We start from the raw sequence: 20,744 nt of genomic DNA, 5'->3' as shown, positions 1-20,744 counted from the left end.
GACTGAGCCATAGCAGACACCTGGTGTCGGAAACGTCACTTTCGGATTGAATCCGCGATCTTCGACTACACTTGGCCTGTATCAAAAAATCACACAGGCATGTCTGAATTTCCGGAGGCGAAGATGGCAGCGCTATCAGTCAGCTCAGCGAAAATTGTTCCTCATCTCTGGTTTGATCAAGCGGCAATTGAAGCGGCAAAATTTTATACGCAAACATTTGAGAACTCGCGCGTCATTCATATCAGCCAGATTCATGACACACCTTCAGGTACGGTTGATATTGTGAATTTTGAGCTGTTCGGCCAGCCATTTATGGCAATCAGTGCCGGGCCAATGTTTACTTTCAATGAATCCATCTCTTTTGTTATTTCGTGTGATGATCAGGAAGAAGTGGACCGATATTGGTCTGCCTTATCAGCAGATGGTGGTGAAGCAGGGCAATGTGGCTGGCTGAAGGATAAGTTTGGTTTATCCTGGCAGGTGGTGCCAAAAGTGATGAACGAAATGATGCGCAGCGGGGATCCAGAAAAGCTGGCCCGTCTGACTCAGTGTTTTCTGACGATGACGAAGCTGGATGTAAAAGCTTTGGAACGCGCTTTTCATGGCGAGTGAAGATCGTATTGAAAAAAAGCGGCAAGGCCGACAGGAGTGACGACTTTGCCGCTGAACAAAGGGAATCAGGCTTTGGTTTCTTCGATGGTTTCTGTAACCAAGTCTTCAGATGCCATGCTTTCTGCAACCCTGGCATCTGTTTGAGTGCCAGCGGCCGCTTTTTTCTTCGCACGCTTTTCTTTCTGTGCCAGCCAGACCAGTGGCATGATGATCATCAGGGTTCCGAGAATCATGGGCATATCCGGCACTTCGTCAAACCACAGCATGCCGATAATCACAGCACCAATCAGGCCGCTGTATTCTGCGCTGGCAATTTTGTTCGATTCTGCAGAACGGTAGGCTAACACACAGGCACCGGCATAAATCATGATAAATGTGCTTGAACCGGCCGCGGTCAACAGCGGCGACCAGTCCCATGGTTGACCTTCCCACAGTGCTAATGCCAGCGCAGCGGGCATACCAGCCAGATTGGTCAGCAGCAGGGTCTGCGCGACGGTCTGATGTTTCGGCAGCTTGCGAACCAGCAGGTTGTTCCAGGCCAGCGTGAAGGCCACAACCAGTGCTGCGATCGCAGCCCAGTTGATTTCGGTCGGACGGATAATCACGAGTACGCCGAGAAAACCGATTACCGCGACACCAACAGTATATTTGGATAGTTTTTCCTGGAACAGCATCATTGCCAAAGGCAGCATGATCAGCGGCGCAGCATAGAAGATGGCATTTGCCGTTGCTAAAGGCAGACTGGTAATCGAAATCACCATGAACACCATACCCAGCAGCCAGATATGACCGCGCAGGGCATGCCATTTAAAGCCTTCAAAGAAGTCTGCTTTTTTGGTACCGATACAAAACGGAGCCAGAATTGCAACTGAGGTCAGCTGACGAAAAAAGACGAACTGAAAAATGGCTGTGTCATCACCCAGAGATTTGATCATTGCATCGGAGCAGACCGCAATCAGGTTGCCGACAACCAGCAGAATCATGGCTAAGCCAACAGACATTTGAGGCATACGCTGCTCCTTTTTTGTTTTGAGAGTGAGTGTCGAAGCGACAGGAAACTGTGATCCAAAGCATAAACCAGCCCAAGTGATGAAGTATAATGATATAAATTATTTTGGTATGAGTTTTTTCGATAATGAAGTTGCCGCCCTTACGTGCTGTCCATTATTTTGAAGCGGTAGCCCGTCTGAACAGTTTCTCGCGGGCTGCTGAGTTTCTGAGCGTGACGCAGAGTGCGGTCAGTCATCAGGTGCGTTTACTGGAAGATTATCTGGGTGAGGAGTTGTTTCAGCGTCAGGGGCGGCACTTATCTCTGACCCCCGTGGGTGAACGCTACTATGAACAGATCAGTCATGCTTTGAGTGATATTGCAGAAGCCAGCCAGCAGATTCGGGAGGGTGAAAGCGGCAAAATCCGTCTGGCGCTTTACAGCTCTCTGGCGGTGAAGTGGCTGATCCCGAGACTGGAAAATCTGCGTCAGTTGCATCCGGAAATTGAACTGACGCTCAATATGGTCAGTAATGATCCGAATTTCAGCGACGAACTGGCCGACTGCTTTATTACGGTTTCTCCGCCAAAACGCAGCAATTTTGTTTCTGAACTGCTGTATCACGAACAGTTGTATCCGGTCTGCAGCCACAAGCTGTGGCAACAAATGCGGGATAAGCCGTTGCCGGAGGCACTTTGGGATCATCCGTTACTGACAACTCGATCCATATTCAAAAATGCCAGACATGGTGAGGACTGGCATCGCTGGTGTAAGCTGGGTGGCTTTGAGCTGCCGGAGTCGGCCAGATTTCAGTTATTCAGCCATATGTTACTGGCGGCAGAAGCTGCCCGGTATGATCAGGGGATTACCTTCCTGAATGATTATCTGATGAATGATCTGGATCGCCAGCAGCTCTTTGTCCGGATTCCTATGCATGAACTGCCGACAGGCGACAGTTTCTATTTTGTTTATAAGAAATCAAGGGCGAAACAGAGCGCCATTGTGACTTTAGGGCGCTGGCTGAAGCAGCAATGTGACGAACTGGACAGAAGGGGCAGTCAGAGCTGATCCAGATGAGTCAGGCAGTATTCGGCTCTGTCGAGCACTGCCTGGCGTGCAGCGTCAGTCTGATTATCCCAGCTTCGGTAAATCATCCCGATCCGCGGATGGACCGCCAGTGTGCGCTGATGTTTGTCCATAAAACGCCAGTAAAGACTGTTCAGCGGACAGGCATCGTCACCGGTTTTCTGTTTGACGTCATAACGACAGGACTGGCAGTAATCGCTCATCTTGTTGATGTAATTCCCGCTTGCCGCATAAGGTTTGGTTGCGATAATGCCGTCATCTGCAAACTGGGACATGCCTCTGGTGTTAGGCATTTCGACCCATTCGATTGCGTCAATATAGATGCCGAGGTACCAGGCATCCACCTGATCGGGATGCATCTCCGTCAGCAGACAGAAATTCCCAGTGACCATCAGGCGCTGAATGTGGTGAGCATATGCATATTTCAAGGACTGTTGAATCGCAGCTTTCAGGCAGGCCATGCCTGTCTCGCCGGTCCAGAAGAAATCCGGCAGTTCACGTTCGGCTGAGCGGGTATTCAGAGTGCCATAGTCAGGCATGTTCGCCCAGTAAATTCCCCGGACATATTCTCTCCACCCCAGGATCTGGCGAATAAACCCTTCGACTTGAGCCAGGGTAATGTCGCCTCTTGCCTCATCGTAGCGATTCAGTGCGGCTTGAATGACCTGCATCGGGTGCAGCATTTTGGCGTTGAGCGCAAAGGACAGCCGGGAGTGGTAGAGGCTCCACTGGTGGGCTGACTGACAGGTCATGGCATCCTGAAACTGTCCGAAGTGAATCAGTTGGTGCTGACAGAAATAGTCCAGCAGCTGGCGGGCCTGGTTTCGGGTCACCGGCCAGAGCAGGGATTCTGTGGCCTGACCAAAATGCGGAATCTGATGGGTTTCAAGCCGTTTCAGGATATCGCCGACCGGATTCGTAAATATCAGCGGCTCCGGTATCTCTGAAAGATCTGTTTTTGACAGTTTCTGCCGGTTCTCTTTGTCATAGTTCCACTTACCGCCCTCGGGCTTGTCGCCATCCATCAGTATCGTGAAACGCTTTCGCATCATGCGGTAAAAGTGTTCCATCAGCACATGTTGACCTGTGGCGAATTGCTGAGATATTTCATCAAACGGCAGCAGAAAGTGCTCGGTATCGGCTTCGTAACAAATCACGTTATCGGGTAACTGCAGGCTTCTGAGCTGAGTCAGGAGCCGGTATTCATCCGGTCGTTGGAATTCAAAACTTTCAATCCGGTGTTCTTTGATCAGCCGGATCAGTAAGTCCGGCAGGGAAGGATCGTTTTTTGTGTCATCCAGTGTCAGGTGGCAGACCTGAAAACCGGCTGTGCGCAGCGCGTCTGCGAAAGCATTCATTGCTGCGAAAAAGGCACAAATTTTCTGCACATGATGTTTGGTGTAGGTCGCTTCCTGATGCAGTTCGGCGATCAGGTACAACGTACTCTGTTCTTTGGCATGAAACCACGAGTGTGCGGCATTCAGCTGGTCGCCCAGGATCAGCCGTAAAGTCTTGTATTCAGGTTTTTCCATTGTTCAGCCAGTGGCGGATGAATTTCCGTTCAGGATCATAGAGATCTGTTTGCTTTTGCAAGTCGAAATAACGCCAGCCACGCGGATCTGCACCCACACCGGCCAGGTACTGCCAGTTGCCCCAGTTTGACGCAACATCGTAATCAATCAGCTGCTGCTCAAAGTAGGCGGCACCGTAACGCCAGTCGAGGGCGAGTTCATGGACGAAACAACTGGCGACCAGCTGGCGTCCGCGGTTTGACATATAGCCGGTATGATTCAGCTGGCGCATACAGGCATCGACAATGGGATAACCGGTTTCGCCTTTACACCATTGCTGAAAGCGGTTTTCGTGATGCCGGTTTTCCGGTCCTTTTTGCCGGATGCCGTGGTAATAGAACAGTTTCTGTTGGTAGGTATGGGCATACCATTGAAAATACTCTCGCCACAACAGCTCGAAAGCGATCCATTCGGTCGACTCATTTTGGATGACTGTCTGGTGGTATTCAGCCAGTGATCTCAGCACAGTCACCGGAGACAGACAACCCAGCGCCAGCCAGGGAGAGAATTTCGTGGAGTTTTCCCAGCCGTCCAGGGCGTTTCGTGTGTCTTTGTAACGGGCCGGTAAATCACCTGAAAAATACTGCTTCATATGTACCAGTGCAGCAGTTTCTCCGCCAATAAACTGGTGGCTGTCTGTATAGCTTGTGTACAAAGACGTTCGGGGAAGCGTCAGGTTGACCGGATGTAACGGTGCTCCTTCAGGTAAAGACGGTGGCGGTGGCAGGAGCAGTTCGGTATCGGCTTCAGGGCGACAGTCGCCATTTTCCACCATCAGACGAAACTGAGTGAAGTTGGCCGGAAGTTCATTCAGGGGAAATGGCAGTAATTTCCGGGTGAACAGCGTGTGCGTAGGCTCTGTCAGAAAAGTAATTTCCGGATATTGCGACTCAATGTAGGCCCAGCTGCGGTTTTCGTAGTAGCCGGCCTGTTCACTTCGACCGATGATGGTGATCGGATACTGGTCAATCAAATTGTCAATCGTGTCTTCTAAAGGCGTGTCACGAATCATCAAAAACTGATGCTGGTGCTGTTCAGCAAGCTGAGCATTGAGATCGGCCAGCGACGCCAGCAGAAATTCCCGGCGGTGCTCCCCCCACTGGCTGATATGATCCGGAAAACTGTCCTTGGTCTGGCGGGGCAGACAGTAAAGGCACAGCAGGTTGTCCACCTGCTCGGAGATCCGTTGTAACGCCGGATTATCATGCAGGCGCAGATCGTAGCTGAATACAAAAAGTCCCGTGGTCATGACTGGCCTTTACCAATAAGCATGTACCACAAGTGTAGGCCGGGATTCAGGTAAACCAAGATCACCCGGTGAATTACTCTGCGAAAGGATGTGGCTCAATGACTGGCAGATCATGGGTTTGCTGCATCAGTGTCTGAGTGTCAACATGGCCGTTCAGATAGTAATCTGACGGCAGGTTTGTCTCGTAAAGTGACTGCCTGAGCTGGTCAGCAAGATCTACGATCAATTCGATCATGCCAGGCTGACTGGCCCTTTTCTTGTGGCACATAATGTACAGCGATTCACTGAGACGCATGGCATCATGGCGTAAAACAGGGATCAGTTCTGTGGCCGCGGCACAGAGATAACTGGGCAACACCGCAATCCCCATTCCTCGCTGAGCGGCGTGCAGTTTCGTCAGGTTGTTATCGAAGTACTGGCTTAGCTCCGGCAACTGAAATTTACTTTGCTGAGCAAAGATATTCGGCCAGTCCATTTTCCCCTGTGATTGGATCAGCAAGCGGTGATGCGTCAGATCGGCCAGTGAGTTTGGTGTGCCGTATCGTGCCAGATAGCCCCGACTGGCAACAATCATCTTCTCAATATCGGCCACACGCAGGGAATAGCAGGCCGGATCCGGCCGGTCAAAAATCAGGGCAATATCCAGTTCATCATCAATGAACGCCTTGTCCCGGCTGGGTTCAACCAGATTGATGACCAGTCGCGGGTAGGTTTCCATCAGTTGGTTTATCACCGGCAGGACGACCTGATGACCTAATGCGGCAGAGCAGGCCAGATAAACCGGGCCGGAAAGGTTTTCCGTCTGGCTCAGCGACATCATACCGTTGCGAAGTCCGTTCAGACGGGTCTGGCACTCTGCCAGCAGCTGGACACCTTCCCGGCTGAGCCGGAAATGGTGTTTGTTTTCATGGATAAACAGCGGACAGCCCAGCTGATTTTCCAGCAGTTTTACTTGGGCGCGGAGAGTCGACTGAGCTAGATTCAGCTTGTTGGCAGCCCGTGAAAAACTGTTGTACTCGGCAACAGCCTGAAAGTAATGCAGCAGCGCAAATGACTTATCCATGCTCGTCGCTATTTATCTGTCAATCAATCCGTTTTTATGAATTATTTTTGACGCCTGGCTCAATTGGTACAGGCTTTACTGACATAACTATAGGTAATTTCAGTGAATCTTGGTACCCGTTCTGCGTTGCACAGGGTTCCGCATATCATCATTGCCAGTCATGTGTTTTGTCTCGTTCTGTGATGGCTGGTGGCGTACTTTCGTGTCTGGGCGGTGAGTGTGACAGGTGAGTACGTCAGGAAAATGTGCCAGAAAATTGTGACAGATAAGCGCACTGGCCGTTTACAGGCAGCGTTTGTTTGTATATTTGGTATTCAGTGATTGAGAAAAAACAGGGTGCTTGCGATGAAAAGCCAGTGAAGAAGCGATGGTTGAACCGTACGTGTTCAAGGAAGATGGGCCAGTACATTCTCGTGTATATGATTGATAATTATCATTTATATGAAATAAGTGGACCATGATTTATATTCTGAATTGTATTTTTGCTGGTTATTTTCAGTGGTGTCTAAAATAAAGCTTTACAAAGGGGGCCACTCGCGTATGATTCGTCTTGCTCTGTCGCTCAAATTTAGTAATGCAACTTCAAGTCAAAGTTAAACCTCAGTATTTCTTCGTTACCGTTGTTAATCTTAGTGTTTCCCTTAGCTTCATTGTGACATTCAATAATTCAGATCTTCAGCGCATCGCATCATTGCGATCCATATTTTGAATTCATTTAATTAAAGGGGACATAACATGTCTAACAAATCAACTGGTCTGGTAAAGTGGTTTAACGAAGAGAAAGGTTTCGGTTTCATTACTCAGGACAACGGCGGTGCAGACGTATTCGTTCACTTCCGTGCAATCGTTTCTGAAGGCTTCAAGACTCTGGCTGAAGGTCAAAAAGTATCTTTTGACGTTGAGCAAGGTCAGAAAGGCCCTCAAGCTGCGAACGTAGTCGCGCTGTAATTTTTCTGTCGGCGCAAAGGGTTATCTTTTGCGCCGATACTCAACCGCTTAATTTACTCCCGCGCCTTTCAGCCTGACAACACCCTGTACGCCTTTCGTTCCCGTTTTTACATACTTCGCTCTGATCTGCTTTGTCACATTCGTGTCATTCGCTTCCAATATATTTATTCACAATTGATTCAGCGCTCAAAATACCCCCGAACTTTATTACGCCGTATTTTTTGCCGCCATTAAAGAAAAGATAAGGAGATATGATGTCTCGTTCATCAGGCCGACACCGTTTCTGGTTTCAGCAAACTCGTTCAAAACATGATTCAAATAAACTTTCAAACAAGAGGACCTCAATTCAGTGATTGTTAATTTTATGCTTTATGAAGACGCCGTGTCCTGGAATTCACACCTTCATCAGCTGACCGGTGATGCGCTGCGCCGCCATGTGCAGGTGAAAGGGAAGATGGCACACCGGGAGCTGGATTTTTCTTACTGTGAAAATTCGAATACCGGAAATATTCTGAACAGCGAGAATGAGATCATCGGGCGCTTTAGTGTCTGCGTCTGATGGTCAACAGACCCGGAATACAGGACGTCTGTAGATCTGAGTCAAAACGGAAAACCAAAGTTCAAGCGTATACCGTGAAAGTTCTGGTTCGTCTGGTAACTCAAACTGATACGAAAGTCATCAAGAAAGTCCCCCACATAGGGCAGATTGCCTGAAGCCGTACTCCCCAGAGAAACACCGAGTTCCATGATCTGTTGCACGCTTAAATTTCCCCGTCCCGGGCGTGTAAACTTCAGGCTCGGCGTGAAGTTGTGATAAATGACGAAAACGCCTGCATTCAGCGGAATGTTGCCAAGATGCGCACGGATCGGATGACGGACTTCTGCGCCAGTGTAAAGGGTCCCATAGGCTTCAGATTGATTGCGATTCCCGTTCCCCAAATTGCCATTCCCAGCCCAGATAAACGCCATACCGTAAAGCAACTCATAACCACCTGAATGATGACGGAATAAGCCAGAAACGCCGAGCTGATAGGTATAAAACCATGCCTCATTCAGATCGACAGCGTATTTTTCACCATCCACAATGATTTGACCATCAGCCCCGAAGTTTTTGCCCGGCCCCCAGGCAATCAGCGGCGAAATCTGGAAGGTTTCACTCAGCGGAATTTTCAGCATCAGCATGGGTTGTACTGCCAGACTTTCGCTGTCTGCACTGGCCGAGACCAAGTTGCCCTGAAAGTCACCGTTGGTTCTGAACCGGTAGCGTCCGTAGGTGACGGGGATGAACAAGTCTAACGTGGCGCTCTGAAAGACATCATCAAAGGAAAACGTCAGTGGCAGTGAGTAAACTTCCGCATCCAGCCCGCCGATAGAATACTGCCCGAATCCGAATTGGGTGGTGTAAACGTAATTGGCCTGCACGTTAATCTTCGGTGGTGCTGCTTTGGCATGACCAGCGATGGTGATGCCAAGCAATATGAGAACAGCCAGACTGAAATGATATTTCCGTCGATCGTGATGGTCTTTTTTCACTCGGCTTGCCCTGAATATAGATTGAATCATCTGGTGTGGAAGTCCGGACCCATGTCAATCGAATACAAAGGATTGGAGTAAGCATAGCACCCGCATTTCAGTGCGTTTCGGTCATGATGGCCGGGCAACGCTTGTCAGGGATTGAATGGCATCTACACTTTCAGATAACACTCTATGAAAGGTAGTGCCCATGAAAAAATTGATCACTGTACTTTTCTGTGTGCTCGTGATGATGGGCATTGCTGGCTGTGAAAGTTTATTTTTCTGGCCTTCAAGGCAATTCGTTCCTTCTCCGGAAGTGCTTAAATTTACAAAAGAAGATCGGTTTTTCACCGCAGAAGACGGCACCTTAATCCATGCCTGGCGGCTCCCGGTGAAGGGCAAAAAAAGAGGGACAATTTATTTCCTCCACGGGAATGCACAGAACCTGAGCTATCACGTTGCCAATGTGTTCTGGCTGGTCGACAAAGGCTGGGAAGTAGTGATCATTGATTACCGCGGTTATGGACGAACTGCTGGTGATCCTGATTTTGCGTCGGTTCAGCAGGATGCGCTGGCGGGTTATCAGGCGTTACTGAATGAACGTCAGGACAACAGTCCTGTCATTGTATGGGGGCAGAGTCTTGGTGCATCCATTGCCGTCAATATGGTCGCCGACCTGCCAGAGGATAAACGTCCTCAGGGGCTGATTATTGACAGTGCTTTCAGCTCTCATCAGAAAATTGTGCGGGAAAAACTGGGCAGTTTCTGGCTGACCTATCTGTTTCAATATCCGCTGAGCTGGTTTATTACGGACACCTATGCCCCGGAGCGTTCAATGGCACGTATCCAGCATGTACCTGTGTTAATTGTGCACAGTGAAAACGATCCGGTGATCAGTGCCAGTCATGCCAAAACCCTGTATCAAATGGCGCATGAACCGAAACAACTCTGGTTATCTCAGGAGCAGGGGCATATTGCTGTATGGGATGATGAAATCTGGCGGGATCATCTGGTGTGTCTGCTGGATCACTGGCCAAAGCTCAGTGCTCAGGCGCAGGCTTGCGAGCCTGACACACTGGCTTCAGTTCAGTAGACGACAATTTCCGGAAATCGAACGGGCAAGCTGAAAGTTGCCCGAAACCACAGGTATCAGGGGATGGCGGACGCAAGATGCTGCTGATCTGAGGCGCGGGACAGTGATTTCCACATTGCACCCAGTGCAAAAACGGCCAGAACAATATTGGACAGCGGCATCGCCAGCCAGACACCTTCCAGACCCAGCCATTTGGGTAACAGCCAGAGAAACGGCAACTGTACCAGCATATTTCCGAGCGAAATCGCGAAAGCCATCCCGCCGCGGCCAACCGACATAAAATACACGGTGCTGATGACGATCAGACCATCCAGAAACAGGCTGAACAGGTGTAACCGGATCCCCTTGTGTGCTTCACTGATCAGCGATGTATTGTCCCCGTTGAACCAGCCAATTACGGCTTGCGGATACAGGTTCAGCAACGCGATCCAGCTGATACCAATGACTGTTGTGACTTTGCAGGCCAGCCAAACCGTCTGACGGACTTTATGATGTGCTCTTTCGCCATGAAAGTAACTGACCGGTGGCTGCATGCCTTCGGAGATCCCCTCTGCCAGCAGGTAGTACAGTGTCATCAGGTAGCCGACAATGGCATATGCGGCCACACTGGTCGCAGAACCATATTCCATGAACAGCCGGTTATGCAGAGCCACCATCATCCCGGTATAGAGATACATCACCAGACAGGATGAACCCAGCTTCAAAATCTCAAGAAGTTTGCTTGGGTTTATCTGAAATGCTCTGAAAGACAATCCCAGCGCCGAATACCGGCTCAGGAAATAGCTCAAGGCCAGCAGCGCTACTGTTCCCTGTGCCATGACCGTTGCGACAGCAGCGCCTCTCAGTCCCCAGCCCAGTTTACCGATGAAAACATAGTCCAGCACCGTATTCATGAGGGCTCCGAAGACCATGAGGCTGGTGGCAAACTTCGGCGAATCATCATTTCTGACCAGAAAAGGAGCGGCGCTGGCGCCCACGGCCAAGACTGAACATCCGGTGAACACTTGTAAGTAGCTGGTGGCGAATTCGCCTGCCTGGTCAGCCGCACCCTGCAGTACCAGTAATTGCGAGCCAACGACTTGCAGCAGTGCGGATACCGCCAGTCCGGTCAGAACCACAAGCAATATCGCATTTCCCAGTGCCGCTCTTGCTTGTGTTGTGTCACGCATTCCCCGGTATTTTGAAATCAGACTGCCGGCTCCCATTCCGATCATGAGGCCGGTACCGATAAAAATGCTGATCACCGGCCAGGCGATGTTTATTGCGGTCAGGCCATCCTGCCCCAGGTAATGTCCGACAAATATTCCGTCCACAATCTGGTAAAGGCCGTTGACAAGCATCGCCATGACAGCCGGAATAGTGAACCGGCAGAAAATCCTGCCGATGGACTCGGTTTGTTGCATAGCTTCCATTGTATTCTCTCTGCGAAGCATCTTGGTGTTACCGTGCATTCTCTGTCAGAATCAGGATGGAACGAAGTTGGTTACTATCCGTTTTTCGGATGGATAATCAGTGTGAGAGAGAATGATAAATGGATGACGCAAGAGGGCTTATGTCACGTATTACCTGGAATCTGGACCAGCTGGAAGCCTTTGTGACCGCAGCCCGATGCGGATCATTCACAGCCACGGCACGACAACTGGGCAAAGCGCAGTCACGGGTCAGTACCGCCATTGCAAATCTGGAAGCTGATCTGGGCTTCTTGCTCTTCGACCGTTCCGGTAAATTCCCTGTGCTCACTGAAGATGGCCGGGAAGTCCTGAATGATGCCGGTTCGGTATTAACTCAGTGCCAGCGTCTTCAGTCGCGGGCTTTATCGGTTGTATCGGCCAACCCTGTACAACTTGCCATTGCCATGGATGAAGCCGTGCCGATTGAAAACTTTGAGATGCTGTATGCCCGGTTGGCTGACAGGTTTCCGCACCTGAGTGTCACCTTGCTGAACGGTTCACAGGAAGATATCGCCAGTTGGATCGATGAGGAAAAAGCGGACATTGGTTTTGTTCTGCAGGACCACGTTCTGCCGGATTCCCTGGAACGCTATGCGATTGCCCGCACCGGACAGGCGCTGATTGTGTCTGAGAATCACCCGCTGGCAGCTGTTCCGGCTCCGACGGAAAGCCAGCTGATTGAATATCGCCAGCTCGTGATCCGTGACCGGCTGGGGCAGGCACTTGGCAAACCGATCTCGCCCAGTTACTGGCATGTTGACAGTTTCTACCTGATATCGTCTCTGGTTATGCAGGGGATTGGCTGGGCTTTTGTGCCGGAGCATGTTGCGACAGCTGAATGGTATGAAGTGAAAACGCTGTCGACGGAAAATCTGCCCTACCAGCAGGATTTCATCTTGTCTGCGATTAAGCGGCGAGATACGGCATGGAACGCTGTACTGGAATGGTTACTGGCAGAATCACAGCAACTGTTTACTGAGGAAAAAGAAGCTTGAATGGCTGGTGTCGGAAATATTCAATAAAACCCGTTTCAGAGTGGTTATCTTCAGACTGCAAGTTCATTAAGGAGATATCACATGACAAACCGACTGAGTTACTTCAACGCTGCGCCTCAGGCAATGGAAATCCTGTTACAACAGGAAAGCTATTTTCATCAGCAATTTCGCGAGTCTTCCACGATGTCCATGACCATCTGGGAGCTGGTGAAACTGCGTGTATCACAGATCAATCAGTGTGCTTATTGTATCGATATGCACAGTAAAGATGCGTTAAAACTCGGGGAAAAACCTGAAAGAATTTATGGCTTAAGTGCCTGGCGGGATATGCCTTTGTATACCGCGCAGGAAAAAGTCGCACTGGCGTTTGCAGAACAACTGACCGCCTGCCAGCCGGTGTCTGATGAACTTTATCATCAGGTACTGGACACTTTCGGTGATTTGGCTATGGTAGATTTAACCGTGGCAATTAATGCCATTAACAGCTGGAACAGAATGGTAAAAGCCTTCAAACCGAAAGTCGGCATTTACCAGCCGAAATAGGATACACACTGTTTGATGGATTTCAGAATCTTCAAACCTCAGGGCTTACTGACAGACCATGTTCAGGGAATATGGTCTGTTTCCGTACCATCCGATCAGCCTGCAGTGGTCGAAAAACTGCTGTTCAGCGATGCCGGCAGCGGCATCCTGTTTAATCTGGGGTGCGAGGTCAGCTTCGGCGGCCATTGGCACCCGGCCGGAGTTGTGTTGCTACCCGTCAGTAAGGAAGCACAGCAGGTCACGATGCCACCCGGAGCGGTGTTGGCCGGAATCCGTTTTCATCCCGCCATGGGTTACAGCTTGCTGGGCAAACGTTTTGATACGCCAGTCACGATCGAACAAGGCTCAGATGATTTTCTTGTATTGCAGGTCTTACAACAACAATTGCGCCAGTGCAGCAACCACTCTGTCCGGATCGCCACCGTGTATCGCTGGATCAAGCGAACCTTTGAATTTGAGAAACTCACCCATCAGACCACGCTCGATATCGTCAGTGCCGTACAATCCAGCGGCACAGGTCAGTCTCTGCCCGTGGGAACACGCCAGATAGAGCGCCATTTTCAGAAGTGGATGGGCATAACTCCAAAACATTATCAGCGCATCCTGCGAGTGAAAGAAGCGCTCGAACAAATCAAATCTGCGCCAGACATGCCCTTAGCTGATCTTGCCTTTGAGCAGGGCTTTGCTGATCAGGCACATATGACCCGCGAGTTTTCGAAAATCGCAAAAATTACCCCCAAAAAATATAGTTTGCGTGTCAAGCAGACTCTCCGTGAAAGACCTGGAAGATATCGGCGTGATCTGCATCAGAATAGATAGCATCATTATTTTAAATTGAAAGTCCTGTTTTAATGTTTTGAAATAAAAGCATTAATTTTTCTGTTATTTTTATTCCCCTTTGGAATTAATAAATTACATTGTAGCCTCATTAATATGTTAACAAAGAATGATTAAGCCGGATTTTTTAAGCGATTGTCATTTTTTTGTGGATAAAAATAGAATGGTAAACTATTTTCGTAATGCTGTATCAAGTTTATTTGATCACATATGAGGAATAACCCGATGGCAGCTGACACCATTAAAATCGTGAACGACTCAGATACCCGTGTGCTGTTTAGTAATTTTAATGCCGGCGATAATTTTATTCCGTTTGATACGCTGTGGCTCGATCCTGGGAAAAGTGGTGAGTTGAAAACAGGCAATTTCAACGCTCTCAGTATTGGTGCTCAGGTTCAGGAGGGCGGTCGGTGGATCGGAGGTGATCCAAAAAATAAGCCTTACGCGACGCCGGGTGATACCGTCACGTTTACGATTTCCAAAGATATATCTGGTTAATTGTTACGAAAGATAAAGGCAGCCTGGCTGCCTTATTCGATTTTAAAAATATATTTCAAGTGATTACTTGAATATCAGGTCAGTGACGCAGACAAGAGGTTCATGTTTCTGTTTCTGTTTTATAAATCGATTTTTTATTTTTGAGTTTCCAACAAAACGGCACCATACAAGTCATTAAAGTAAATACCAACAGCAGACTTGAAAAATTTAATTGATCGGGTTGAGTGGAATGAATGAAGAGGCTACTGACTGCTCCGCCTAAACCGACCGCAATATGTTGAATCGCATTTTGAATTCCTGCCATTGTTGAACGCAATCCGGGGACTAAATTTGTGAAAATTGATGTCATGACGATCAGTGTTCTCGCTGAACTGACAATCATGAAACACGCAAATGACGCGAGTGCCAGCATCATCTGATGTGTGAGAAAACCTGTCAGCGCTGTGACCACCATGAGTGCTGACAATCTGTTGATCAGCCTGAAATCGGACAGGCGGTCATGACTCCTGCCATACCATTGAATCACCAGAAAAGATCCGGCACCCCCGAAGACATAGCTCAGACTGAGCAGGTTATCGGGAAGCTGCTGATTGATCACCAGCATGACTGGAAATTGCGTCGATATAGTGAATGTACTGAATACAGTCAGAAAGATGATGAAACCGAGGCGCATGATCAGTGAACGGTCTGCTGAGGAGCGGGGAATGAGATCTGCGGAACGGGGTGGTGCAGTATCTGGTTGGCTGACCCGGTTCGGGTTTGTGAGCAGAACAAGCAGTGCACACAGGCTGAAAGCACCCCCAAGAAGGTAAAAGCTGAGTGGCCAGTTTTCTTCCCCGGATACCCACAGTAAGCCCGGGACACCCAGGGTTAGTGCCAGCGGGAAGGTACTCATCAGCATGGCAATTGACCGTTTGCGCTGTTCGGCGGGTGTGATCAGGCTTAAGTAATTCAGGTTGATCACAGCCAGCGCCCCGCCAAAGATTCCTGCAATGGCTCTTGCTGCCAGCATGGCATGGAAATGCGCTAACAAGGGCAGGCAGAAAGTCGCGATGGCCAGACCGGTCAGACAAATGAGAAGCCGATTTTTTTCCCGGAGCTGATGTTGGGTTCCCCGTATGCACAGACTCGTCAGGGTTGCTGCAATCGCATAGCTGGCAGACAGGTATCCTGCCTGTGCGGCAGAGACATGGCTGGCGGCAGTGATATAAGCGCTGAAGGGCACAATGATGAGTAAATCCAGTGCCATGAAAAAATGAATCAAGTAAGCAAGGAATATTTCCCGGCTTGAAGTGTGGTTTTGGGCTTGATGTTGAATGGTCATCGTCTCGCTCTGTATTCATTCAGTGTCAGAAATGAACATTGTATAAATTACATTTGCGGGATAAATTGGGTTTTATTGGTTTAATCATCCCAAAATTTGGTTTAATTGTGATTGAAGAGATTGAGATTCAGTGGTTGCGAAGCTTTCATGCGGTTTACACCTGCAACAGCTTTAAACAGGCAGCAGAAATGCTCGGCCTTCCGACATCCAATGTGAGCCGTCATGTGGTTCAGCTCGAGGAGAAAATGGGTACCCGTTTATTGCAGCGAACCACCCGGCGTATGAGTCCGACAGAAGCGGGTCATCAGCTGTTTGCCTCGACGTCACCACTGATGACTGCTTTGAATGATGCGCTGGAAGATATCAGCCAGCACTCGCAAAGGGTTGCCGGGCAGTTGAAGATCCTGATGCCCGACTTGCCAGAACTGGCAGAGATTCTTGTCACCTTCAGCCAGGCCTATCCGCAGGTCAGTATTTGCTGCGAAACCAGCTTAAATCCGAAAGAAGATTTGCTGGATGGCTTCGATCTGGTGCTGAGTTTTCACCGGGGGGCACTGGATGACAGCGGCTGGGTGGCGAAAGAGGTATCGCGCTGGGCGAGTTGCATTGTGGGCTCCCCGGATTTGATTGCACGCTGTGGAGTGCCTGCCACGGTAAATGAATTGCGTCAGATGCCCTGTATTACCAGTCTGACGGCGTTAAACGGTATGCCCTGGATATTTAAGGGGAGCAAAGGCCGTTCTCAGACGATTCCGGTAACTTCTTCGTTTAAAGCCAACAGCGGCAACATCGCCACAAAAGCTGCGTTAGCAGGGTTAGGCTTCGCCATTCTGGCTGAGGTGGGTTGTCGCGGTGCTCTTGAGGCCGGGCTGCTTGAGAAAATCACGCTGGAAGCGGAGCCCGAGGATCTGGTGCTGTATGCTTTTTACGCCGGGAGAAAGCATCTGCCCCACAAAATTCATGCATTTCTGACGCACCTCGACTCGTATCTGAAGTTGTGAATCTTCATCCGTGCACAGTCTTCGTTGTGCTGTTGGTTTTTGCGATTCCTTGGCACAACTCAACAAATCCCCTGCTTGTCAGTAGCCCTGGCCGGGGGGCTATGGTAGAACAATGACCTCAGAAAAATTATCTTGATATGAATGACTTAGTCAGGAGTTCGGTATGGCAATCACAATCCGCCATATGGAAGAAAAAGATATGGATAGCCTGTGTGATATCTATTCTTTTTCAACGGTGCTGGAAAATACTTCTCAGTTCATGCATTTGGGCAGTAAAAGAGTTCAGGCGATATTTGCGTCTCCTGAACTGATCACTCTGGTTGCTGATTTAGATGGCCGGGCTGTGGGGCACGTGACTTTGGTGACCCGGAACAAGCCGAAAGAAAAGCACATTGCCGGTATCGTGATCGCGGTTCATCCGGAGTTTCACGGCAAAGGGGTGGGATCAATGCTCATGGCCGAAGCAATCGATCTTTCTGATAACTGGCTGAATATTCTGCGGCTGGAACTGGACGTGAATACTGACAACGCCCCTGCCATTGCATTGCACCGGAAATTTGGGTTTGCGCTGGAAGGGGAAAAGAAGCTGGCGACTTTCAAATCAGGCAATTACGCCGATTTGTATATGATGGCCCGGCTTGCAAGCTGGCACAAGGTATGAGAAAGTTGTGCGCGTTGTGGTGACGGACCTGCCTGCAAGCGGAAGTCACCAGCTTCGTATAACCCCGCTAATAGGGTGTGGGGGTCTCTACCAGAATCCGTAAAATTCTGATTACGAAGAGTAAAGCCGATGAATCGCTTTTCTCTTTGTCGTGATCAGAGCCTCTCTTATCTCCATCAATTCAGAAAAGCTGTTCATCATCCTAATCAACGTATTGAGAACCCGATGAAGAGCACCTTATGAATCAATTTATTGCCGGACTGCCAAAAGTCGAACTGCACCTGCACATTGAAGGTTCACTGGAACCAGAACTGATGTTTGAGCTGGCTGCACGGAATCAGATCGCGATTCCTTTCCGCTCTCCGGAGGAAGTCCGGGCTGCGTACCAGTTCCATAACCTGCAATCGTTTCTGGATATCTACTATCAGGGCGCCAATGTTCTGATCCATGAGCAGGATTTTTATGATCTGACCTGGGCGTATTTGTTGCGCTGTCAAGCAGACAACGTTGTCCACACGGAAATTTTCTTTGATCCGCAAACACATACCGATCGCGGTATCGCTTTTGAAACTGTGGTGAACGGGATTCACCGTGCGCTGGAAAAGGGCAGGGAAGCACTGGGCATTTCCAGTTTGCTGATCATGTGCTTTCTGCGTCATCTGGATCAGGCATCTGCCTTTGAGACCCTGGAACAGGCGATGGCTCATCGAGACAAGATTATCGGCGTTGGGCTGGACTCTTCTGAACAGGGGAATCCGCCGGAAAAATTCAAAGATGTTTTTCAGCGTGCTTTACAGGCCGGTTTTCTGACGGTAGCGCATGCCGGGGAAGAAGGTCCCTCTGAAAATATCACTAAAACGCTGGATTTTCTGGGAGCAACCCGGATCGATCATGGGGTGCGCTGTACCGAAGACCCGGAACTCATGAAACGGTTGATTTTGGAGCAGGTGCCATTAACTGTTTGTCCGCTCTCTAATCTGAAGCTGAAAGTCTTCGAGGAGATGAACGCTCACAATATCGTTGATTTGTTGCGAAAAGAAATGTGTGTCACGATTAACTCGGATGATCCGGCTTATTTTGGTGGCTACATGACGGATAACTTTCATGCTGTCGCAGAAGCGCACCCGATGAGCGGTGAAGAAATTGCTCAGTTCACGCTGAACGCCATTATGGCGAGTTTTATCAGTGACGCAGAAAAACAACGGCTGACACAGCTGACATTAGATTATCTGGCGCGTTTTCAGATGTCTTAACGAAATGACAAAAGAGCCGCGGTATCTGCGGCTCTTTCATCAGCAAGGTTGTTAAGCACAAACCAGATTTGCCAGTTTTGTCAGAATTGCTCTCAGGCGGTTGTCATCCAAATTCAGCAGGTTATCGCCGATATACCATTCGATGTATGACTGATCAGGCAGGGCTGCTTGCTGTGGGTTACCCAGCCAGACTTTGTCTTCCTGTGCGAAATTGTCACGAATGAGGGTCGCTTTTTCGGCACTGACCGGAAGATAAAGATGCAGCATATTGGCCTGTGGTGCGGCAGGATTCGGGGTGAATTGCCGATATTCACTCAAGATGCGGTAGAGCTGCTGAGTGCGTTCAAACAGTGCCGGCATTTGTGCCAGCCGCTGGTCAAACTGCATCGCGGCTGACACGGCGTAAGGCGTTCGATGGACAACATTTCCGCCCTGACGTTGTGTCCAAACCCTGGCTTTCTCAATGAAGTCCTTGCTGCCGAGCAGCATGGCTCCGCCTAAACCGGCAACGCCTTTGTAGAGCGAGACATAAGCTGAATCAAACCCGGCAGTGATTTCCTGATAATCACGGCCATAGCCGGCTTTCGTCTCCCAGAGCCGCGCACCATCCAGATGCAGATGAATTCCTTTTTCACGGCAGTGCGATTTGATGTCGTTCAGCGCTTCCCATGAAGGCAGCTGGCCGCCAATCTCGCGCATCGGCAGTTCATACAGCACAGCTGCAATGTCATCCGGCCAGGCGGTCAGATCGTCGAGTGTCCAGGGCTGATAAGGGTGACCGACAGGCAGGATGCTGAACCAGTCTTGAAGCTGATAATTCTGGCCTTCGTGCAGGTAAATATGGCTGGACGGATGCATCGCAACCACAGGATTTCTTTTTGCAGTACAGGCTATCCGCAGTGCTGTCGGCTGTGTCATCGTGCCGGTCACAACGAAGAGGCCAGCTTCAAACCCAAGCAAAGATGCGATTTTGGTTTCAAAGCTTTGTAAAAATTCACCCTGACCATAGATATCGTGATCAATGTGATGCTCTTTGCACCAGTCTGCCATGTTCTGAAACATCTCTGCTGGTGAAACCGTGCGATTGCCCGGGATGAAGACCGTGCATTGTGAGCGTAAATCCATGCCCAGAAACTCCTTGAAAGATAGGTTTTATTCCCTTGATTGAGCTGGAAATATTATGGTTATCTTCCAAGGCTGGCAAAATTATGGATTAAATTTTTGAGCTGAAGCCGCTTATTTACCTGATTGAGGAACAAAAGTTAGTACACGAATCGGGAAAACTCACTCTCAATGGATGCATAGAGCTCTGATATCCACACCGGAGAATGGTTCGAAACAGGACGAATCGGTGCTTTTCTCGGGTCATGTGGCGCGATGACGACTTCGGCATTTTGATGGCCGATTTTACCAACCAGGGTAAAGAGTTCTTCAATCGCGCTGTCACCAATGGCGAGGCATCCGATCGATGCAGCCTTACCATGAATGAAAATATTGTTGCCCGGGCGGGTACGGCCTTCAAGATCTGCGTATTTTCTGTCGAAATCATTCGGATAGTTGAGTTTCATGGACAGGTGAAAACGACTGTTCGGATTCAGGCCGATAATCTTATAAATGCCTTCCGGGACCTGGCGGTCACCTTCTTTCAGTTTCGGGCCTGCTTTACCGCTTGCTGCCGTGACAGGGTAACTGTATACAAAGTGATGGTTGCCCTGCTTATCTATGGCCCAAAGCTCGAGTTTTTTTTCTTCTTTCAGACCAAGAAGAGCAATTTTTTCAGGTGGATAGGCGACATTTGCTTTTTTAAACCGGTATTTCAGTCGTTGCTCTGAAAGATGGCCGTAAACTGCTAAAACATCATCAACGGTGCGCTGTCCATTTGTTGTCGAAACAAATTGGCTGTGAGCACAAAAAGTTGTAAATACTGTGAGTAAAGGTATGAATTGTTTTAAGTATTTTAAAATAAACATATCAGTATTGCATATTATATCCCTGTAAAGTAATTACATAATAAGATTTAGATGTCATCGTTGTCTTCTGCGCTTTGTTAATTTTT

General features: G+C 49.2%; 21 protein-coding genes and 1 riboswitch. Of the genes, 12 read left to right on the top strand and 9 right to left on the bottom strand.

The annotated features are described in order from the left end of the window. The first annotated feature begins 123 nt into the window (after positions 1 to 123). Entirely contained in the window at positions 124 to 612 is a 489-nt protein-coding gene (locus L4174_RS20185; RefSeq protein WP_248142083.1) for a VOC family protein, read from the top strand. Between the two features lie 65 nt (positions 613 to 677). On the opposite strand, the gene L4174_RS20180 is transcribed toward L4174_RS20185, so the two are convergent. Continuing rightward, a complete protein-coding gene (locus L4174_RS20180; RefSeq protein WP_248142084.1) occupies positions 678 to 1,622 on the bottom strand; it encodes a DMT family transporter in 945 nt (314 codons plus the stop codon). 125 nt (positions 1,623 to 1,747) lie between these two features. On the opposite strand from L4174_RS20180, the gene L4174_RS20175 reads away from it, so the two are divergent. Next, positions 1,748 to 2,668: a LysR substrate-binding domain-containing protein gene (locus L4174_RS20175; RefSeq protein WP_248142085.1), complete on the top strand. Its 921-nt coding sequence runs from the start codon at positions 1,748 to 1,750 to the stop codon at positions 2,666 to 2,668. On the opposite strand, the gene L4174_RS20170 is transcribed toward L4174_RS20175, so the two are convergent. The 3 genes from L4174_RS20170 to L4174_RS20160 form a co-directional block, all read right to left on the bottom strand. Further along, entirely contained in the window at positions 2,659 to 4,218 is a 1,560-nt protein-coding gene (locus L4174_RS20170) for a cryptochrome/photolyase family protein (RefSeq protein WP_248142086.1), read from the bottom strand. The genes L4174_RS20175 and L4174_RS20170 overlap by 10 nt on opposite strands. After that, positions 4,205 to 5,506 carry a DASH family cryptochrome gene (locus L4174_RS20165; protein ID WP_248142087.1) on the bottom strand — a complete coding sequence of 434 codons (1,302 nt, stop codon included), beginning with the start codon at positions 5,504 to 5,506 and terminating at the stop codon, positions 4,205 to 4,207. The genes L4174_RS20170 and L4174_RS20165 overlap by 14 nt, the downstream gene beginning before the upstream one ends. Positions 5,507 to 5,579: 73 nt before the next feature. Then, entirely contained in the window at positions 5,580 to 6,569 is a 990-nt protein-coding gene (locus L4174_RS20160; RefSeq protein ID WP_248142088.1) for a LysR family transcriptional regulator, read from the bottom strand. Between the two features lie 735 nt (positions 6,570 to 7,304). Here L4174_RS20160 and L4174_RS20155 point away from each other — a divergent pair. Both L4174_RS20155 and L4174_RS20150 read left to right on the top strand, forming a co-directional pair. Then, a complete protein-coding gene (locus L4174_RS20155; protein WP_248142089.1) occupies positions 7,305 to 7,517 on the top strand; it encodes a cold-shock protein in 213 nt (70 codons plus the stop codon). A 349-nt stretch (positions 7,518 to 7,866) separates the two neighbouring features. Further along, positions 7,867 to 8,076: a hypothetical protein gene (locus L4174_RS20150; RefSeq protein ID WP_248142090.1), complete on the top strand. Its 210-nt coding sequence runs from the start codon at positions 7,867 to 7,869 to the stop codon at positions 8,074 to 8,076. Positions 8,077 to 8,117: 41 nt separating this feature from the next. On the opposite strand, the gene L4174_RS20145 is transcribed toward L4174_RS20150, so the two are convergent. Continuing rightward, entirely contained in the window at positions 8,118 to 9,050 is a 933-nt protein-coding gene (locus tag L4174_RS20145) for a hypothetical protein (protein ID WP_248142091.1), read from the bottom strand. A gap of 190 nt (positions 9,051 to 9,240) precedes the next feature. Here L4174_RS20145 and L4174_RS20140 point away from each other — a divergent pair, with 190 nt between their 5' ends. Further along, complete coding sequence (locus tag L4174_RS20140) at positions 9,241 to 10,125, top strand: alpha/beta hydrolase (RefSeq protein ID WP_248142092.1); 885 nt, start codon at positions 9,241 to 9,243, stop codon at positions 10,123 to 10,125. A gap of 56 nt (positions 10,126 to 10,181) precedes the next feature. Here L4174_RS20140 and L4174_RS20135 read toward each other — a convergent pair whose 3' ends face one another. Beyond that, entirely contained in the window at positions 10,182 to 11,537 is a 1,356-nt protein-coding gene (locus L4174_RS20135; RefSeq protein WP_248142093.1) for an MATE family efflux transporter, read from the bottom strand. A gap of 140 nt (positions 11,538 to 11,677) precedes the next feature. Between L4174_RS20135 and L4174_RS20130 the strand changes: the two genes are divergently transcribed. From L4174_RS20130 to L4174_RS20115, 4 genes are all read left to right on the top strand, one after another. Then, positions 11,678 to 12,571: a LysR family transcriptional regulator gene (locus tag L4174_RS20130; protein WP_371929414.1), complete on the top strand. Its 894-nt coding sequence runs from the start codon at positions 11,678 to 11,680 to the stop codon at positions 12,569 to 12,571. Between the two features lie 81 nt (positions 12,572 to 12,652). Continuing rightward, positions 12,653 to 13,114, top strand: coding sequence for a carboxymuconolactone decarboxylase family protein (locus L4174_RS20125; protein WP_248142094.1), 462 nt, complete (start codon positions 12,653 to 12,655; stop codon positions 13,112 to 13,114). 105 nt (positions 13,115 to 13,219) lie between these two features. Further along, positions 13,220 to 13,933 carry a helix-turn-helix domain-containing protein gene (locus L4174_RS20120; RefSeq protein WP_248142095.1) on the top strand — a complete coding sequence of 238 codons (714 nt, stop codon included), beginning with the start codon at positions 13,220 to 13,222 and terminating at the stop codon, positions 13,931 to 13,933. Positions 13,934 to 14,176: 243 nt separating this feature from the next. Further along, positions 14,177 to 14,449: a hypothetical protein gene (locus tag L4174_RS20115; RefSeq protein WP_248142096.1), complete on the top strand. Its 273-nt coding sequence runs from the start codon at positions 14,177 to 14,179 to the stop codon at positions 14,447 to 14,449. 100 nt (positions 14,450 to 14,549) lie between these two features. On the opposite strand, the gene L4174_RS20110 is transcribed toward L4174_RS20115, so the two are convergent. After that, positions 14,550 to 15,773 (bottom strand): MFS transporter, encoded by a 1,224-nt coding sequence (locus L4174_RS20110; protein ID WP_248142097.1) that lies wholly within the window; start codon positions 15,771 to 15,773, stop codon positions 14,550 to 14,552. A gap of 107 nt (positions 15,774 to 15,880) precedes the next feature. Here L4174_RS20110 and L4174_RS20105 point away from each other — a divergent pair, with 107 nt between their 5' ends. From L4174_RS20105 to L4174_RS20095, 3 genes are all read left to right on the top strand, one after another. Next, positions 15,881 to 16,774 (top strand): LysR family transcriptional regulator, encoded by an 894-nt coding sequence (locus L4174_RS20105; RefSeq protein WP_248143293.1) that lies wholly within the window; start codon positions 15,881 to 15,883, stop codon positions 16,772 to 16,774. A gap of 163 nt (positions 16,775 to 16,937) precedes the next feature. Next, positions 16,938 to 17,435, top strand: coding sequence for a GNAT family N-acetyltransferase (locus L4174_RS20100; RefSeq protein WP_248142098.1), 498 nt, complete (start codon positions 16,938 to 16,940; stop codon positions 17,433 to 17,435). Positions 17,436 to 17,469: 34 nt separating this feature from the next. Beyond that, a riboswitch (purine riboswitch) is annotated at positions 17,470 to 17,569 on the top strand. A 105-nt stretch (positions 17,570 to 17,674) separates the two neighbouring features. Next, positions 17,675 to 18,688: an adenosine deaminase gene (locus L4174_RS20095; protein WP_248142099.1), complete on the top strand. Its 1,014-nt coding sequence runs from the start codon at positions 17,675 to 17,677 to the stop codon at positions 18,686 to 18,688. Between the two features lie 51 nt (positions 18,689 to 18,739). Here the strand turns inward: L4174_RS20095 and L4174_RS20090 are convergent, their stop codons facing one another. Beyond that, on the bottom strand, positions 18,740 to 19,819 hold the full coding sequence (locus tag L4174_RS20090; RefSeq protein ID WP_248143298.1) for a low specificity L-threonine aldolase: 1,080 nt from the start codon (positions 19,817 to 19,819) through the stop codon (positions 18,740 to 18,742). A gap of 131 nt (positions 19,820 to 19,950) precedes the next feature. After that, the gene (locus tag L4174_RS20085; RefSeq protein ID WP_248142100.1) at positions 19,951 to 20,658 is read right to left on the bottom strand and encodes a murein L,D-transpeptidase family protein; all 708 of its coding nucleotides are present in this window, start codon (positions 20,656 to 20,658) and stop codon (positions 19,951 to 19,953) included. Positions 20,659 to 20,744: the final 86 nt, after the last annotated feature.

It is taken from the genome of Photobacterium sp. CCB-ST2H9, from assembly GCF_023151555.2.
GTDB lineage: Bacteria > Pseudomonadota > Gammaproteobacteria > Enterobacterales > Vibrionaceae > Photobacterium.
This window is presented reverse-complemented; position numbering and strand designations above follow the sequence as displayed.

Bases quoted from the DNA above. Each gene is read 5' to 3' on its own strand.
- L4174_RS20185 (WP_248142083.1), top strand. From the start codon at position 124: ATGGCAGCGCTATCAGTCAGCTCAGCGAAAATTGTTCCTCATCTCTGG.
- L4174_RS20180 (WP_248142084.1), bottom strand. From the start codon at position 1,622: ATGCCTCAAATGTCTGTTGGCTTAGCCATGATTCTGCTGGTTGTCGGC.
- L4174_RS20175 (WP_248142085.1), top strand. From the start codon at position 1,748: ATGAAGTTGCCGCCCTTACGTGCTGTCCATTATTTTGAAGCGGTAGCC.
- L4174_RS20170 (WP_248142086.1), bottom strand. From the start codon at position 4,218: ATGGAAAAACCTGAATACAAGACTTTACGGCTGATCCTGGGCGACCAG.
- L4174_RS20165 (WP_248142087.1), bottom strand. From the start codon at position 5,506: ATGACCACGGGACTTTTTGTATTCAGCTACGATCTGCGCCTGCATGAT.
- L4174_RS20160 (WP_248142088.1), bottom strand. From the start codon at position 6,569: ATGGATAAGTCATTTGCGCTGCTGCATTACTTTCAGGCTGTTGCCGAG.
- L4174_RS20155 (WP_248142089.1), top strand. From the start codon at position 7,305: ATGTCTAACAAATCAACTGGTCTGGTAAAGTGGTTTAACGAAGAGAAA.
- L4174_RS20140 (WP_248142092.1), top strand. From the start codon at position 9,241: ATGAAAAAATTGATCACTGTACTTTTCTGTGTGCTCGTGATGATGGGC.
- L4174_RS20135 (WP_248142093.1), bottom strand. From the start codon at position 11,537: ATGGAAGCTATGCAACAAACCGAGTCCATCGGCAGGATTTTCTGCCGG.
- L4174_RS20130 (WP_371929414.1), top strand. From the start codon at position 11,678: ATGTCACGTATTACCTGGAATCTGGACCAGCTGGAAGCCTTTGTGACC.
- L4174_RS20125 (WP_248142094.1), top strand. From the start codon at position 12,653: ATGACAAACCGACTGAGTTACTTCAACGCTGCGCCTCAGGCAATGGAA.
- L4174_RS20115 (WP_248142096.1), top strand. From the start codon at position 14,177: ATGGCAGCTGACACCATTAAAATCGTGAACGACTCAGATACCCGTGTG.
- L4174_RS20110 (WP_248142097.1), bottom strand. From the start codon at position 15,773: ATGACCATTCAACATCAAGCCCAAAACCACACTTCAAGCCGGGAAATA.
- L4174_RS20100 (WP_248142098.1), top strand. From the start codon at position 16,938: ATGGCAATCACAATCCGCCATATGGAAGAAAAAGATATGGATAGCCTG.
- L4174_RS20095 (WP_248142099.1), top strand. From the start codon at position 17,675: ATGAATCAATTTATTGCCGGACTGCCAAAAGTCGAACTGCACCTGCAC.
- L4174_RS20085 (WP_248142100.1), bottom strand. From the start codon at position 20,658: ATGTTTATTTTAAAATACTTAAAACAATTCATACCTTTACTCACAGTA.